This is a genomic window from Streptomyces smyrnaeus, assembly GCF_017676345.1.
Classification (GTDB): Bacteria; Actinomycetota; Actinomycetes; order Streptomycetales; family Streptomycetaceae; genus Streptomyces; species Streptomyces smyrnaeus.
The window spans coordinates 264,719-278,548 of sequence record NZ_JAFFZM010000002.1; the positions used below are offsets into that span (position 1 = coordinate 264,719).

Below are 13,830 nucleotides of genomic sequence, written 5' to 3' on the forward strand. Positions count from 1 at the left end.
CCCCCTAGGGCTTCGGGCCGGCCGACGGAGGCGTGGTCGGCAGCGGAGGGCCGTACACCGGCTGGTCCGACTGCGGTGGCTTCAGCAGGGGGTACTGGTCCTGGAAGAACGGGTATTGCGGCGTGTCGGACAGCAGCGGCTTCCGGTCCGGGTCCAGGAGGTACTTGAGCGGATTCTCCTTCCGCTCCCGCTCCTTGGCGATCTTCTCCACCTGCTCCTTCGTCCAGACGTCCCCCTCCAGCGTCTTCGCGGTGACGTTGCGGAGCCCCGTGGCCGTGTTCTCGTACTGCTTGCGCAGATGCTTCATCTGGCCGCGCCACATCTCCTGGAACGTCTTGAAGGCCTCGTCGCAGGAGAAGCCCTTCATCGACCCGGGAACCTGTTCCATCTCCCGCATGGCAGTGTCGTCCACCTTTTGGAAGGCGGTGCTGACCTTCTCCACTTTTTTGGCGGCCTCGTCGAGCACATGTGGCGTCACCTGGAGCCACTTGCCGTCGCCCTTGTCGCCGGCGCCGTTCAACTGCATCCTTGCGGACTGCTGGTTCTGTGCCCCGGCGACCAACCCTGCCCATTCTTGCTCGAATGACACGAATCCCCGCTTTCGTCGGTGAACATCGCCGACCCTCCAAGGAACTTACAAGAGAAGCTGACGTAAGTCTTCCAAGAAGCGGCGAAAAGCGACACGTTGGGCAGTGACACCATGTGGCCGGACGGATACGGGAAGTCATGTGCCCGTGCTGTGAACAGTGTTGAGAAGGGTGCGGGGACGGTGCAAGTGCCGTGGGTGCCGGGGGCGCTGCGAGTGCCGTGGGTGCCGTGAGTGCCGCGCCGGAGGGGGCGGACGGCCCACCGGGCCACCGGACCATCACCGGATCCGCGTCTCGGCGCGGGTGGAGCGGGGCTCTCCCAGCGCCAGCCGCACCGCCTCGATCGCGCCGGCGAACGAGACCTCGCTCAGCACGCCCGGCGCCGCCACCTGGTCGCCGACCAGATAGCGGCCCTCCCCCTGGTCCACGGCGGGACGGTCGCGCCAGCTGGTGCCCGGAACGTCCACCGCGCCCGTCCGGCCGTCCGCCGTCGCCTCCGTACGCCGTACGACCCGCTCCCGCCACCCCGGAAAGCCCAGGTCGAGCAGGTGCTCCCCGCGAGCGAGCCCGGCTTCCCGGGGCTCGTGCGGGGCCAGCGGGAACTGGGCCTGGACCAGCGACTGCCCGGCCGGTGCCAGCGAGGCGTCGGACGCCGTGAACCGTTCGACCCACCCCGGCGCTTCCAGGTCCGAGACGACGAAGGCGTCCCCCGCACGGGCTTCCAGAGCCAGGTCCAGCAGCGCCGTGCGCCCGCTCGGCCAGGTCAGCCCGGGGTCGTCCAGCAGCCCACGGGCCGCCGCCAGCGAGGTGGCCACCACGACAGGGCCGCGCCGGGCCGCCTCCCCCAGCGCGGAGGCATCCACCCGCGCTCCCAGTTCGAGGCGTACGCCCAGCTCACGTGCCCGCCCGGCCATCCGCTCCACCAAGCCTGCCCAGCCGCCGCGCGGATAGTGCGCCTCGGGCGGCAACTTCGAGGCCCGCCGCATCCGCTCGTGGGTGAACGCGGCCGACAGCTCGCCCGGCGCGTGGTGAAAGGTGGCGACCGCCGCGAAGTACGCCGCCGCCCGCGCCGTCTCCTCCCCCACCTGCTCGGCCGCCCACTCCAGATAGGGCACCCCGACCGGGGCACCGCGCCTGCGCCGCAGCCGCAGCAACCCGGCCGGCGGAGTGCGGCGCAGGGCACCCTGCTGGTGGTAGCGCACCCGCAGCCCCTCCCTGACCGGTACCCGGGCCATCGGGGGCAACAGCCCGCGCGCCTTGAGCCAGCGCCAGTGCGGGCCGCCGTTGTAGAGCGCGTGCGGCCCCTCGTTGGTGCGGTACGGCCCCTTGGCCGTGCGCGCCCGCCCGCCGAGCGTGCCGCGCGCCTCGTACAGCGTGACCTGCGCGCCGGCCTCCGCCGCGGCCAGCGCGGCGGTCAGCCCGCCGAAGCCGCCGCCGACGACGGTGAGGTGAGTGGCGTGCGCCATGGTGCCTCCTTCTGCTCGCTGTCTCGCGCTCTCTCGTTGTGTCCAGGACGGATGGCGGACCGCGCGATGTGACATCGCCGGTGGCGAGGCGCGACGCCGCCGGTGTCGCTGTCGCTGCCGCCGTCACCGGTGCGGCCCTCGCCCGCATGCGGCCGCTGCCGACCGCCCCTACGCTCAGGGGGAGGAGGTGCGGCGAACATGCCCGAACTCCCCGACGTAGAAGGCTTCCGCCGGGTCCTCGCCGACTGTGCGCAGGGCCGGACCATCCAGCGGGTCGAGGTGCGCGACGCGGGCGTCCTGCACGGCATCGGCGCGCGGCGGCTCAGCCGTGACCTGGAGGGCCGGAAGTTCACCGAACCGGAACGGCACGGCAAGTGGCTCCTGGCCCACACCGGCGGGCCCACCCTCCTGCTGCACTTCGGCATGACCGGACGTCTGGTGTGCGCAGCCGCCGACGACGAGCCGCACCGCCACGACCGGGTGCTGTTCACCCTCGGCGGTGGCCGCCAGCTCCGCTACCGTGACCAGCGCAAACTCAAGGGCCTCTGGCTCGCCGACGACCCCGAGGCCGCCCGGCGCCTCGACGACCAGGGCCCCGACGCGCTGACCGTCTCCCGCGCCGACTTCGACGCCGCCCTCACCTCCCGCCGCGGCCGCCTCAAGGCCGCCCTCACCGACCAGTCGCTGCTGGCCGGGCTCGGCAACCTGCTGGCCGACGAGATCCTGTGGCAGTCCCGGCTGCATCCCTCCCGCGCCACCGGCTCCCTCACCGACGACGAGCGGGCCACCTTGCACCGGACCATGCGCCGCGTACTGCGCACCTCCGTACGCGCCGGGTACGTCCCGCCGCGCGACAACTGGCTGACCGGCCACCGGGACGCCCCGGGCGGAGCGCCGTGCCCGCGCTGCGACACCCGGCTGTGCTCGTCCCGCATCGCCGGCCGCACCACCGTGTGGTGCCCGCGCTGCCAACCCGAGCCGGAATCGTAGGAGTCCGGTGCGGCGTGCCCGATGGAATCAGCGCCCCGGAAGCGAACCGACCCCGTGAGTGAGTGGCGGGGAGCCGCCCCCGCCCCCGTCCTCGCCCCATTTCCTGGGTGTCGAAAGGTGTCGGACCCCGAATGGCCGTAAGAATCGACGCCATGAGAAACGACAGCGATCCCGGGCCGGAAGAGAACGCCGATACGATCTCGGAAACAGAGCATGGTCCATGGGAACTGCGCCAGGTACTTCTTGCCCGCACAAATGAACTGCAAGCACTCCTGGAAGACCGGTGCCGTACACACGGCGAGGACCGGAAGGACCTGCTGGAAAAGGCGAAGGGCGAGCTGAGCAGCGCCCGCAGCGTACTGTCCCATGCGCATCGGAGAAAAAGATCCGCCTCGCACATCGCGGTGGGCCAGATCCACGTCGACACCGCGCACAATCTCCTGCTGCGTCTTTCCGACCCGAAAGAGATCGTACCGATGCTGCCGGGCGTGGTGGCCTCGGTGCGGGAGGCCCTGGACGCCGAGGACCCTCGCCGCATCGCGGTGGAGAGAATCTCCAGAGCACCCGAGGCCATCACCGCGTCCGCCCGCGAGTCGCTGCTGGACGCCGTCAGCGTGGCGCGGCAGGTACGCATTCAAAAGGCCCTCCGCGTACGCAGTTTCGTCACCATCGTGCGCTGGGTGGCGGGATGCCTCGCGATCGGAGCGGCGGCCGTCGCCCTCCTGGGGTGGTTCTTCAGCGACACCGTACCGCTGTGCTTCTCGCCCGACCGGGTTTCCGGCGCAGACGCGTACCACGTCGTCTGCCCGGTGCGATCGGACCCGGACGCGGCGTCGAAAGACCTCGATGTAAGCCTCGCGGCAACAACCGCTCCGGCGGACTATGTGGTCGTCGAATTCGTCGGCCTGGTGGCTGCCGGAATCGCTGCGGCCGCCACCATCAGGCGTATCGGCGGAACTGCCGAACCGTACAACGTGCCTTTCGCCCTCGCCCTGCTCAAGCTCCCCATGGGCGCACTGACCGCGGTACTCGGCCTGCTGCTGATGCGCGGAGGATTCGTGCCCGGACTGACCGCACTCGACTCCTCGGCGCAGATCATCTCCTGGGCCATCATCTTCGGCTACTCCCAGCAGATCTTCACCAGACTCGTCGACACCCAGGCCAAGAATGTGCTGGCCTCCGCCGGCGGCTCCGGCGCCGCGGGCGGCAGCACCTCGACCCGCCCCCCGAAACCCCTCACCCGCCCCGCGTGACACCGTTCGGACGAGCGCCGCCGGGGGGCACCGGCGCGACGCCAACGGGAGCACCGTCCCCGACCGGGTACGGGCCAGGCCCGGCCCGAGAGCGCACATGGGCGTCAGGCCGTATCCCGCACGCAGGAGCGCGGGGCGACCGGGTCACCGAGCAGCCGCTTCATGGACTCGGCAGCCCGTACCGCCGCGTCACCGCAGCAGTTGTTGAACAGCACATGCAACTGCTCCACCCGCTCGGCGAGAGCGTGCAACCGGGGCAGCCACTCCGCGAGTTCGCCGTCGCCGTACACGTACCGGAACCGGTCCTCCTTGCTCCCGGTCCCCCAGGCGGTGCTGCGGCCGTGGAACCGTACGACGGACAGCCGGGGCGCGGTGACGTAGGTGACGGGCGGAACCGAGGACGGCAGCGTCCGCACCATGTCGACGGCGACGGCGGTCATGTCGTACCGCGCCAGCAACTCCGCCGTGGCTTCGGCCTGCCCCTCCTGCCACCACGCGGGGTGCCGGAACTCCACGGCCACGGGCCACCCCGCCGTCCGCCGCGCGGTCTCCGCCAGGAACGCCTCGGCCCGTGCCCCGGGCCGGAACCACGGCGGGAACTGGAACAGCACACTTCCCAACCGCCCGGCCTCCCGCAACGGCGCGATCCCGGCGGTGAACCGCGCCCATACCTCGTCCAGCACCCCCGCGTCCCGAGCATCGGCCGGCAGCCCGTCCGGCATCACCGCACGTCGGGTGGGGTGCCCGGTGAGCAGCGAGAACGCCTTCACATCGAACACGAACCCGTCCGGCGTCCGCTCCGCCCACAGCCGGCTGTTCCGCTCCCCGGGCAACGCGTAGTACGAGGCGTCGACCTCCACGACCGGAAACCGCTCGGCATAGTGCCGCAACCGCCCCTCGGCATCCCGCCGCCCGACCGGATACCAACCGCTGCGGACCAGCGCCGGGTCGGTCCACGCGCACGTGCCCACGAGGATGTCGCCCATGAAGCCCGGTTACCCGCCCCGCCCGCGACCAGACCGACGGACCGTCACCGGCGCGGGCCCCGCCGGGGCAGCGACCAAGAGGTGTCCACCAAGAGGCGCCCACCAAGAGGCCTAGCTGCCGCAGCTGTACGGCGGCGGCCAGGTCAGCCGAGCTTGGCCTCCTGCGCGTCGATCACGGCGGTCGGCTGCTTGTAGGCCTCACCCCGGGTGACGGCGGCGATGTTGAAGGACGAGAACCCGGCGAGCGTGGTGCCCTTCCGGAAGACGACGACCTTGGTGTCGGCGGACGTTCCGTCCTGCTTCGTCCCGACCGTCCAGGCGACGGCCTCGTCCCCGACGGAGAGCTTCTCCTCGGTGACCTTGGTGACCTGCTGCTTGTCCCCGTCGAGCGTCATGGCGAAGCCCCCGGCGCACTTCTTGCCCGCCTCGCGCAGCGTCGCGAGGGTCTGCTGTGCGCCGTCGGCGTCGTAGGACCACAGGGAGGTCTGCGTCTTGGTGATGTCGAGCGAGTCGATCGTCGCCTGCTTGGCCTCCTCCTCCGTCATCTCCCCGAGCTCTTCCGTGGAAGGCATGTCCTTCTTGGCCGCATCGCCCTTGTGGACGACCAGCCGCTGGGCGCTCGCCGTCGGCTTGGCCGCAGGCAGCGCCGACAGCACCTGGGCGACGGGCTTGCACTCGGCCTTTTGGACGGAGACGGCGTCGGGCGCGAACACGTCGTCCTTCCCCGGCTTGGTGATCTCATGGCCCTTGACGTCACCCTTGGTGACCACGAGCTTCTCCAACTCGGCGGCGGTGAGTGCCTTCGCCGCCGGCTTCTCGGACTTGCCGCCGCCCGTCGCCTTCTTGTCCTCACCGCCCTCCTCGCCGCCACCGCAGGCGGTGACCAAAAGAGCGAAAGAGACCGCGGAAGCGGTCAGAACGGTACGACGTATGGCAGCGACTCGCACTGTGCATCTCCCTGTACTCAACGCCCTGCGCCCGGGTGCGGCACAGAGTTCACGCAAGCAAGACCACCGTGACCGGCCCAGGGTTGTACCTGGAGGTCACCAGGGTTGTACGCAGGAACCATCTGCATACGGCTTCTGCCACAGACCACCACGAACCGGATTCCAACCTGTGCTTCCGCGAACCCGGCCAGGCGGTGAGCAGTCGCTGACAGCCAAGCGACGCTCACGCTCCGCACGCTCCGCGCCGATGACGATCAGCCTCGGCCGCCACCGACCCGGGCTCTCCCGCCCCAGGGTTCTCGTCCCGCTCACTGGGCATCTTCACTCCCGGGCTGAGGCCTGTACTCGATGAGAGCGGAGCGTGGTGTTTCCGGTGTGGCGGCTGGGTGCGGTGGCAGCACTGTTGTGCTGCATCACTGTTGTCTTCCTGTTCAACTGGGAGCAACAGATCGCTGATCACTTCTCCGAGTGGCTCTGGAGGGAAATCGACAGCAGGATCCCGGGCGAACGTGAGATGTCGGACGATTTCGCTGCTGCCACTTCGGCGCTTCTTGCCGCGATCCTCGTAGTCGCGGTTGTGGAGATCCGCACTCTGTACGCACGGAGCGCCGAGGCCGAAGCCCAGGTGCGACAGACGCTGATCGAAGACTCACGCAGGAGGATCTCTCTCGGCAGGGAGCACATTGAACGCTTACGCCGAGCAGGCCCTCCCACGAGTGACGAAGCTGTGCACGCACAGTGGCAGGCGGCGCTTGACGTGGACCTGGACTCGCTTCTGACGCGAGGCCTCTTTTCCCAGTGGCTCAGGAGCCTTCGGCACTGGCGCCTCAAGCTCTGTTCTGCTTTCTGGTTCGTGTTCGCCTTCCTGATCGCCGGCTGCGAGGTGGCAATTGTCGACTGGCTTTCGCTGCCTGGAGATCCGCAGTACGAGAAGCTGGCGAAGCTGATCGAAGCCTGCTGCTACGTCGCTGTTCTCGGTATCGTCGTCACCTCCGTCGTCGCGTTCGCGCACTACCGCGACGTGCGGAGGTTCGTGAACTACTTCGATCGACGCAAGAACGAATTGTCCGCCGTGGAACAAGAGTTGCGTACCGTTCGGGAGGAGAGAGAGCAACTCCTCACCGAGCACTGGCAGATCTACGCGGCAAGAGGAACCGGGGACGGCGCCAGGGAAGGCGCCCGGGACGGCGAATCCCCCTGAGGAGAACCCGCAGGCCCCGAACAGCCGCAGGCCCCGCAGATCCCGCAGCAGGCGCGCCGTCGGGCCGACCGCCCATGTCACTTGCCGCCCGGCCCGGTGCGGCTACCTGCCCTACCTGGTTCGGTACGCCCGGAGAAAGGTCCGCACGCCCTCGACGACGAGTGGCCGGACGCGGGCGTCCTCCGCGGCGTTCGCGGAACCGAGCTTGTCCAGCGCGACGCCGAAGGTCAGCGCGATGAACTGGTCGGCCGCGAGCCGGGGGTCGGGGACGTCGAGCAGCCCGGCTGCGGCGAAGGCGGCGAACTGCTCGGCAAGCGCCTCGTCGGGGGTGTCGGCCATGGAGTTGTAGCCGCGGTGCGGCAGGTGGCGGGATTCCGCCCGGACCAGTCGTTGCAGCGTCGCGTACTCCGCCGAGCCGAGCATGTCGGTCGCGATCCGCATCGAGAACGTGACCAGGGCGTCCTCAAGTTCGGCGTCCTCGGTGATGCCGGTGAGGGTGTCGTCGAGGGTGCGCCGGATCGTGGTGATCATCGACTGGCCGACGGCGTCGACGACTGCTTGCAGCAGCGTCTGCTTGTCGCCGAAGTAGTCGTAGACCGTCCGCTTGGACACCTCGGCACGGGCGGCGACCGCGTCGACGCTGGACCGGTCGAAGCCGTCGGCGAGGAACAGTTCCCGGGCCGCCGAGAGGATGGCGGCCCGCTTCCGCGCGGAGCCCTCGCGCAGTGTCTTCGTGGTCGGCATGGGCACATCGTAGCCGTTCTACACTGCACGGTGTAGTGTAGTATCGCCACGGCGGGGCGTACTCGTACACCCGCTGCGCCCGGCGGAGCCGTGCATGCGCCACTCGGGTGCTGCCTCCCCGGGCTCAGCACGCCGGGCGGCCGTGGACCCGTCCGCACAGCACCCCGCACACCACGCCCCACGTGAGTGGCCGCCGGGCCCACTGCGTCGCCGTGCCTGCGGTACCTGCCGTGTCCGCCGTGTCCGCGCGGGGGGCCGACAAGGCGGCAGCGCTGCGCATACGGCCGACCTCCGCTCGCCCGGCACCGACGGAAAGGACGTCCATGACCACGACCCTGGCTCCCCCGGTCCACATGAGGAGAGCTGCTGTCTGGGCTCTCGGCATGCTGGCGATCTCCACTGGAGCCCTGGAGTCGGTGGTGGCGCCGACCCTTCCGCTCCTGCAACGCGAACTGGACATAAGTCCGTCCGCAGGGGCGCTCCTCAACATCGTGCTCGCCATCACCGGCGCGCTCGTCACACCGCTCGCCGGCAAGCTGGGCGACCGCTACGGCGGAAAACGAGTCCTGATCAGGCTGATGGCGGTGGTCTCGGCCGGTGGCCTGGTGTCGGCGCTGGCGCCCAACCTGCCCGTGCTGCTGCTCGGCCAGGTATTACAGGGCGCGATGATCGGCGCCCTGCCCCTGTCGTTCATCGTGGTGCGCAAACACCTTCCCGCGGGAGAGTCGAAGGTGGCCATCGGGCTGGTCAGCGGGATGTTCGTGGGGGGCTCGATGGTGGGACTGCTGTCGGCCGGGCCCGTGGCGGAAGCGCTCTCCCGACACTGGATGTTCGCACTGCCGACGTTCGCGATCATCGGGTTCACCCTGCTGGTGAACAGGCTGATGCCGGCCGACCCGCCGGTCCGGTCGGACGACGCCCGGATCGACTGGCCGGGCATGCTCCTGCTGAGCGGGGTACTGGTCACGCTCATGCTCGTGTTCGCGATGGCGCCCGAGGCCGGCTCGCACCCGCTCGTGCTCGGCGCCCTCATCGTGGTGCTGGCCGCCTTCGTGACCGGATGGGTAGCCGTCGAGCGTCGTGCGACCGCGCCGATGATCGATCTGCGCATGTTGGCACGGCCCGTGATCTGGAAGTCGTGCGTGCTGACGTTCGTGATATGCCTCGGCACCGCGATGGGGGTCTTTCTCGTACCGCAGCTGCTCGACGTGTCCGGCGAGGGCTACGGTTTCGGGGCCGGCGCCACCGAGATCGGCTTCATCCTCCTGCCCGGCGCAGTGGTCGCGACGCTGGCCGGGCCGGCCGGTGGGCTCGGGGAGCGGCGCTTCGGCCCGCGTGCCGTGGTCACTGCCGCGGTCGTCATCATGGCCACCGCTCTGCTCGCCCTGTCAGTCGCACACACCGAGGTCTGGCACATCGTCGTCGGCAAGGCGCTGATCGCGCTTGCCAACGGACTGTGCGTCACCGCCATGGTCACCAGCATCGCCTCTTCCGTCGATGAAGGTGACACCGGCATCGCCACCAGCCTGATCCTGGTGACTCGCGTGTTGGGCTCCGCCGTCGGCGGGATGCTCGGTGGCGTGCTCCTCACCTCAGGAACCCCTTCCGGATCGGACGTCCCGGCCGAATCGGCCTTCGTCACGGGCTTCCTCATCGCCGGCGTCGTCGCGGCGCTGTCCCTGCTGGTCGCCCGGACCATGAGCAAAGGAGCCAAGCAATGACCCGTACCGACCGGACGAGGGACATCCGCACCACTCGGAGGCGCACGGCCCTGATATCCGGGGCCAGCATCGCGGGGCCCGCCCTCGCGTTCTGGCTGAACCGTCACGGATTCGCGGTCACGGTCGTCGAGAAGGCGAGCACCCTGCGCCGCGGTGGTTACCCCATCGATGTGCGCGGCACCGCACTCGAGGTCGTACGGAGGATGGGGATCCTCCCGCGGCTGCGGGACGCACACGTCGACCTGCGCCGGCTGACCTTCCTCCACGAGGACGGCAGCCAGGTCGCCTCGATCAGCCCGCACACCGTCACCGGCGGCGTCGCGGGACAGGACCTGGAGGTGCGGCGCGGCGATCTGACCGACGCCCTCCACGCGGCGGTCCGTGACGACGTGGAGTTCTTGTTCGACGACTCCATCGACAGCCTCGACCAGTCCGGCCACGGGGTCGACGTCACCTTCCGCGGGGGCAGCAGACGCACGTTCGACATGGTGGTCGGTGCGGACGGGGTGCACTCACGTACCCGGGAGATCCTGTTCGGCCCCGAAGAGCAGTTCCACCGGTATCTCGGCTACTGCTTCGCCGTGTTCACCATGCCCAACACCTTCGGGCTCTCCCACGAGACCGTGATGTGGAACGCCCCGGGCAAAGCCGCTGCACTCTACGCGGTGGGAGACAGCGACGAAGTGCACGCCTTCCTCAACTTCGCCCACCCGCAACCACCGTTCCACGTGTTCCGGGACCCACAAGCCCAACGGGACCTGGTCGCCGCGGTCTTCTCCGACGCGGGATGGGAGGTCCCCGGCATCCTCGCCGCCCTGCGCGACACGGACGACGTGTTCTTCGACGGCGTCAGCCAGATCCGCATGCCCCGCTGGTCCAGCGGCAAGGTCGCGCTGGTGGGCGACGCCGCGTACGCGCCCTCGTTCCTCACCGGACAGGGCTCCAGCCTCGCGCTCGTCGGCGCGTACATGCTCGCCGCTTCCCTTGCCGACCGCGACCACGCCGCGGGCTTCGCCGCCTACGAACACGACACCCGGGAATTCGTGACCGCGAACCAGGACCAGGTCGGCAAGGGCGACGCCACACTCTTCCCCACCACCGCCCGGGCCCTGCGGCAGCGCAACGACATGCTGCGCAACCTCAGCGCCATGCCCCCCGCCCAGCCACGACCGGCCCACTCAGCCCTCACCCTCCCCGACCCCACCCCCACGACATGAGCCCCGGGCGGCGAGCCGCCCGACCAACAACACCCCCCGGGCCACCGACCCGGGGGTTGTTCGTGTCGAAACGGGCCAACGAAATCGAACCGGCGCTCCGGGGTTGGGAAGCACGGGGCAGACGGGGGTAGTTGGGAGGCTGAGCTGGCCGGTCGGGTTCGCTGAGTGACAGGGGACTGTCGTGGAGCCCCCGGTTCATCGCTGGTCACTGGCCGTTCCGGTGTGCGGCCCCAAGGGGCGTCACGTCGTGAACGAGAAACGGTTGTTGTGTCGAGGAGGTCAGCTGCTGCTCGAATGCCGCACAGGAACCACCGAGCCGGGCACCGTCACCGCACGGCCCCCGGCCGACTTCGGCCCGGCCGGCCCGGCAGGCTCGGGGGCCTGTACGACAGCAGGCCGGCGACAGCAGGCCGGCCCGACTCCGACAGCACCTGGCTCACAGTCTCCTTGGCGATCACCAGGCGGCCCTGCGTGGCCTCAACCTCCCACAACGCGGCCACGAGCCGGTCCACCTCATCCCGCAGCGATTCCACCCGCTCCCGGGCGACCAGCTCCCGCTCCTCGATCAACCCCTTCACCGACGGCAACCAGTACCTCCACCGAAGAAACGACACGACGTGCCACCCCTTCGCCTGGAGAGCCGACCTCCCACCTGACCTGCGGAAACTGAGCGATCACAACCGGAAGGACAGCGGCTTCCCAGGTCGACAAGGTTCGTCCCGCAGGGTGCGCGAGCACAGCCTGCGGGAGGAAACGGCGAACCGGATGCTCACCCATCCATGGCTTTCAGCTTCATCAGTGCTGGTCAGTCCCCGGTACGGTACTGCTGCGGGCTGATGCCGTGCACGCGTTTGAACGCCGTGCTGAATGCGGACGCGCTCCCATAGCCCACCTGCCTGGCCACACTCTCAAGGGTGTTTCCCGGCTCCCGGAGGAGGCGAGCCGCAGTGCTCATGCGCCAACTGGTGAGATGCTTCATCGGTGGCTCACCCACCAGGTCGATGAACCGGCGGGCGAGCGCCGCCCGGGAGACCCCGACCTTGGCCGCCAGAGCACCGACAGTCCACGGCCGGGCCGGGTCGGAGTGCAGAAGCGCAAGAGCGGGGCCGATCACCGGGTCGCTGTGGGCCCGGTACCAGACTGGTGGATCCTCGCCCGGACGCGCGAACCATGTCCGCAGAACATCGGCGAGAAGCAGATCCACCAGCCGGTCCAGCACCGCGTCCTGTCCGGGGCCCTGCCTGGCGACCTCGTGGGCGAGCACATCCCCCAGTGAGGACGAGTGCCAGTCGGCAGCGTTGAGAACCAACAGCGGGGGCAGAACCCGAAGCAGCCCCCAGCCGACCTCGTCGGGCCTTTGGTACTTGCCGATCACCAGGGTCGTCGAGCCGCCCGGGCTGGTGCCCCAGGTCCGCGGCCCCAGTTCCATGTCCTCGCGCAATGCTGCCCCGCCGGGGGTGGTGCGCCGTGTGCCGGGGTGGATGACGACCTGGACCGGTGACTCGGGATGATCGGCGAACGTATAGGGATCCGGCCCTCTCATCACCGCAACATCGCCGCGGCCGAGCCGTACCGCCTCACCCCGGTGCGGAATCGCCCATGCCGCACCCCGCACGACCGTCACGACACACACCAGCGCCTCGTCCTGGACCCGAACCGACCACGGCGGATCGAGGATGGACCGCTGCACGAAGGCTCCCCTGGCTCTCAGACCGTCAAGGAGGCTCGCCAGCGGGTCCATGGACAGCAGCGTAGACGCACGAGCACGAAGACGCGTTTTTCAACGATGGCCCACCCACGCACCAAGTCGTTGACTGGCAGCATGAAGAAGCCGATGGAAGACCAACTCACCCTGGTCCTTGCCGGAACCGGCAAGACCGGGCGCCGGATCGTGTCCCGACTCCGGGCGCGGGGGCTGCCGGTGAGAATCGGCTCCCGGAAGGGTGAACCACCCTTCGATTGGCGGGACCAGACCACCTGGGCGCCCGCCCTGCGCGGAGTCCGATCCGTCTACGTGGCCTACATCCCGGACGCGGCATTCCCGGGTGCCGCCGCCGCAGTCCGTTCGTTCTCCTCCTTGGCGGCCCGCAACGGCGTGCAGCACCTCGTACTGCTGGCAGATCGCGGCGCGGAGGAAGCCATGCGCTGTGAGCAGGCCGTGCAGCAGTCCGGTACCGATTGGACCGTCATCCGCACGGGCTTCATCGCACAGAACTTCAGCGAGGACGTGGTCGCCGGAGCGATCCGAGCAGGCTCGGTGGCACTGCCGGTCGGAGGCGTGACGGAGCCCTTCACCGACGCCGAGGACATCGCCGACGTCGCAGTCGCGGCTCTGACGGAGCCCGGTCACACCAGCCGCACCTACGACGTGACCGGTCCGCGGCTGATGACCTTCGCCGACGCGGTCGAGGAGATCGCAAACGAGACCAGCCGCAAGATCGACTACATGCCCGTCACCACCGAGCGGTTCATCGCCACCCTGATCGACCACGGCACGCCCGCCTCATTCGCCGCCCAACTGGCAGACCTCATGGTGGAGGTCTTCGACGGCCGTAGGTCCCACCTCGCCGACGGCGTGCAGCAAGCCCTGGGCCGCGAGCCGCGGGACTTCACCGACTACGCACGAGAAACCGCTGCCACAGGAGCCTGGAACCCCGAATAGGCCGCGCCGACGGGGCAACAGGGATATGCCGGCGACTCGCCCACTGCGCCGACCAG

Annotated in this window: 13 protein-coding genes; 6 read left to right on the forward strand and 7 right to left on the reverse strand. The window is 69.6% G+C overall.

The window, feature by feature from the left end:
- Nucleotides 1-4: 4 nt before the first annotated feature.
- Both JW613_RS04650 and JW613_RS04655 read right to left on the reverse strand, forming a co-directional pair.
- On the reverse strand, nt 5-589 hold the full coding sequence (locus JW613_RS04650; protein WP_209209421.1) for a WXG100 family type VII secretion target: 585 nt from the start codon (nt 587-589) through the stop codon (nt 5-7).
- A 276-nt stretch (nt 590-865) separates the two neighbouring features.
- A complete protein-coding gene (locus JW613_RS04655) occupies nt 866-2,053 on the reverse strand; it encodes an NAD(P)-binding protein (RefSeq protein ID WP_209209422.1) in 1,188 nt (395 codons plus the stop codon).
- Nucleotides 2,054-2,251: 198 nt separating this feature from the next.
- On the opposite strand from JW613_RS04655, the gene JW613_RS04660 reads away from it, so the two are divergent.
- Both JW613_RS04660 and JW613_RS04665 read left to right on the forward strand, forming a co-directional pair.
- The gene (locus tag JW613_RS04660) at nt 2,252-3,043 is read left to right on the forward strand and encodes an Fpg/Nei family DNA glycosylase (protein WP_209209423.1); all 792 of its coding nucleotides are present in this window, start codon (nt 2,252-2,254) and stop codon (nt 3,041-3,043) included.
- Between the two features lie 152 nt (nt 3,044-3,195).
- Entirely contained in the window at nt 3,196-4,296 is a 1,101-nt protein-coding gene (locus JW613_RS04665; protein ID WP_209209424.1) for a hypothetical protein, read from the forward strand.
- Nucleotides 4,297-4,400: 104 nt separating this feature from the next.
- On the opposite strand, the gene JW613_RS04670 is transcribed toward JW613_RS04665, so the two are convergent.
- On the reverse strand, nt 4,401-5,282 hold the full coding sequence (locus tag JW613_RS04670) for a DUF72 domain-containing protein (protein WP_209209425.1): 882 nt from the start codon (nt 5,280-5,282) through the stop codon (nt 4,401-4,403).
- A gap of 143 nt (nt 5,283-5,425) precedes the next feature.
- Nucleotides 5,426-6,229 carry a hypothetical protein gene (locus JW613_RS04675; RefSeq protein WP_209209426.1) on the reverse strand — a complete coding sequence of 268 codons (804 nt, stop codon included), beginning with the start codon at nt 6,227-6,229 and terminating at the stop codon, nt 5,426-5,428.
- A gap of 361 nt (nt 6,230-6,590) precedes the next feature.
- Between JW613_RS04675 and JW613_RS04680 the strand changes: the two genes are divergently transcribed.
- Nucleotides 6,591-7,430, forward strand: coding sequence for a hypothetical protein (locus JW613_RS04680; RefSeq protein WP_209209427.1), 840 nt, complete (start codon nt 6,591-6,593; stop codon nt 7,428-7,430).
- Nucleotides 7,431-7,541: 111 nt separating this feature from the next.
- On the opposite strand, the gene JW613_RS04685 is transcribed toward JW613_RS04680, so the two are convergent.
- Nucleotides 7,542-8,174, reverse strand: a complete 633-nt coding sequence (locus JW613_RS04685) for a TetR/AcrR family transcriptional regulator (RefSeq protein WP_209209428.1) — start codon at nt 8,172-8,174, stop codon at nt 7,542-7,544.
- A 323-nt stretch (nt 8,175-8,497) separates the two neighbouring features.
- Here JW613_RS04685 and JW613_RS04690 point away from each other — a divergent pair, with 323 nt between their 5' ends.
- Nucleotides 8,498-9,895 carry an MFS transporter gene (locus JW613_RS04690; RefSeq protein WP_209209429.1) on the forward strand — a complete coding sequence of 466 codons (1,398 nt, stop codon included), beginning with the start codon at nt 8,498-8,500 and terminating at the stop codon, nt 9,893-9,895.
- A complete protein-coding gene (locus tag JW613_RS04695; RefSeq protein WP_209209430.1) occupies nt 9,892-11,112 on the forward strand; it encodes an FAD-dependent monooxygenase in 1,221 nt (406 codons plus the stop codon). The genes JW613_RS04690 and JW613_RS04695 overlap by 4 nt, the downstream gene beginning before the upstream one ends.
- Nucleotides 11,113-11,438: 326 nt before the next feature.
- Here the strand turns inward: JW613_RS04695 and JW613_RS04700 are convergent, their stop codons facing one another.
- Both JW613_RS04700 and JW613_RS04705 read right to left on the reverse strand, forming a co-directional pair.
- On the reverse strand, nt 11,439-11,699 hold the full coding sequence (locus JW613_RS04700) for a hypothetical protein (protein WP_209209431.1): 261 nt from the start codon (nt 11,697-11,699) through the stop codon (nt 11,439-11,441).
- A 218-nt stretch (nt 11,700-11,917) separates the two neighbouring features.
- Nucleotides 11,918-12,853 carry an AraC family transcriptional regulator gene (locus tag JW613_RS04705; protein ID WP_209209432.1) on the reverse strand — a complete coding sequence of 312 codons (936 nt, stop codon included), beginning with the start codon at nt 12,851-12,853 and terminating at the stop codon, nt 11,918-11,920.
- A gap of 81 nt (nt 12,854-12,934) precedes the next feature.
- On the opposite strand from JW613_RS04705, the gene JW613_RS04710 reads away from it, so the two are divergent.
- A complete protein-coding gene (locus JW613_RS04710) occupies nt 12,935-13,774 on the forward strand; it encodes an NAD(P)H-binding protein (RefSeq protein ID WP_245225013.1) in 840 nt (279 codons plus the stop codon).
- The last annotated feature ends 56 nt before the right edge of the window (nt 13,775-13,830 follow it).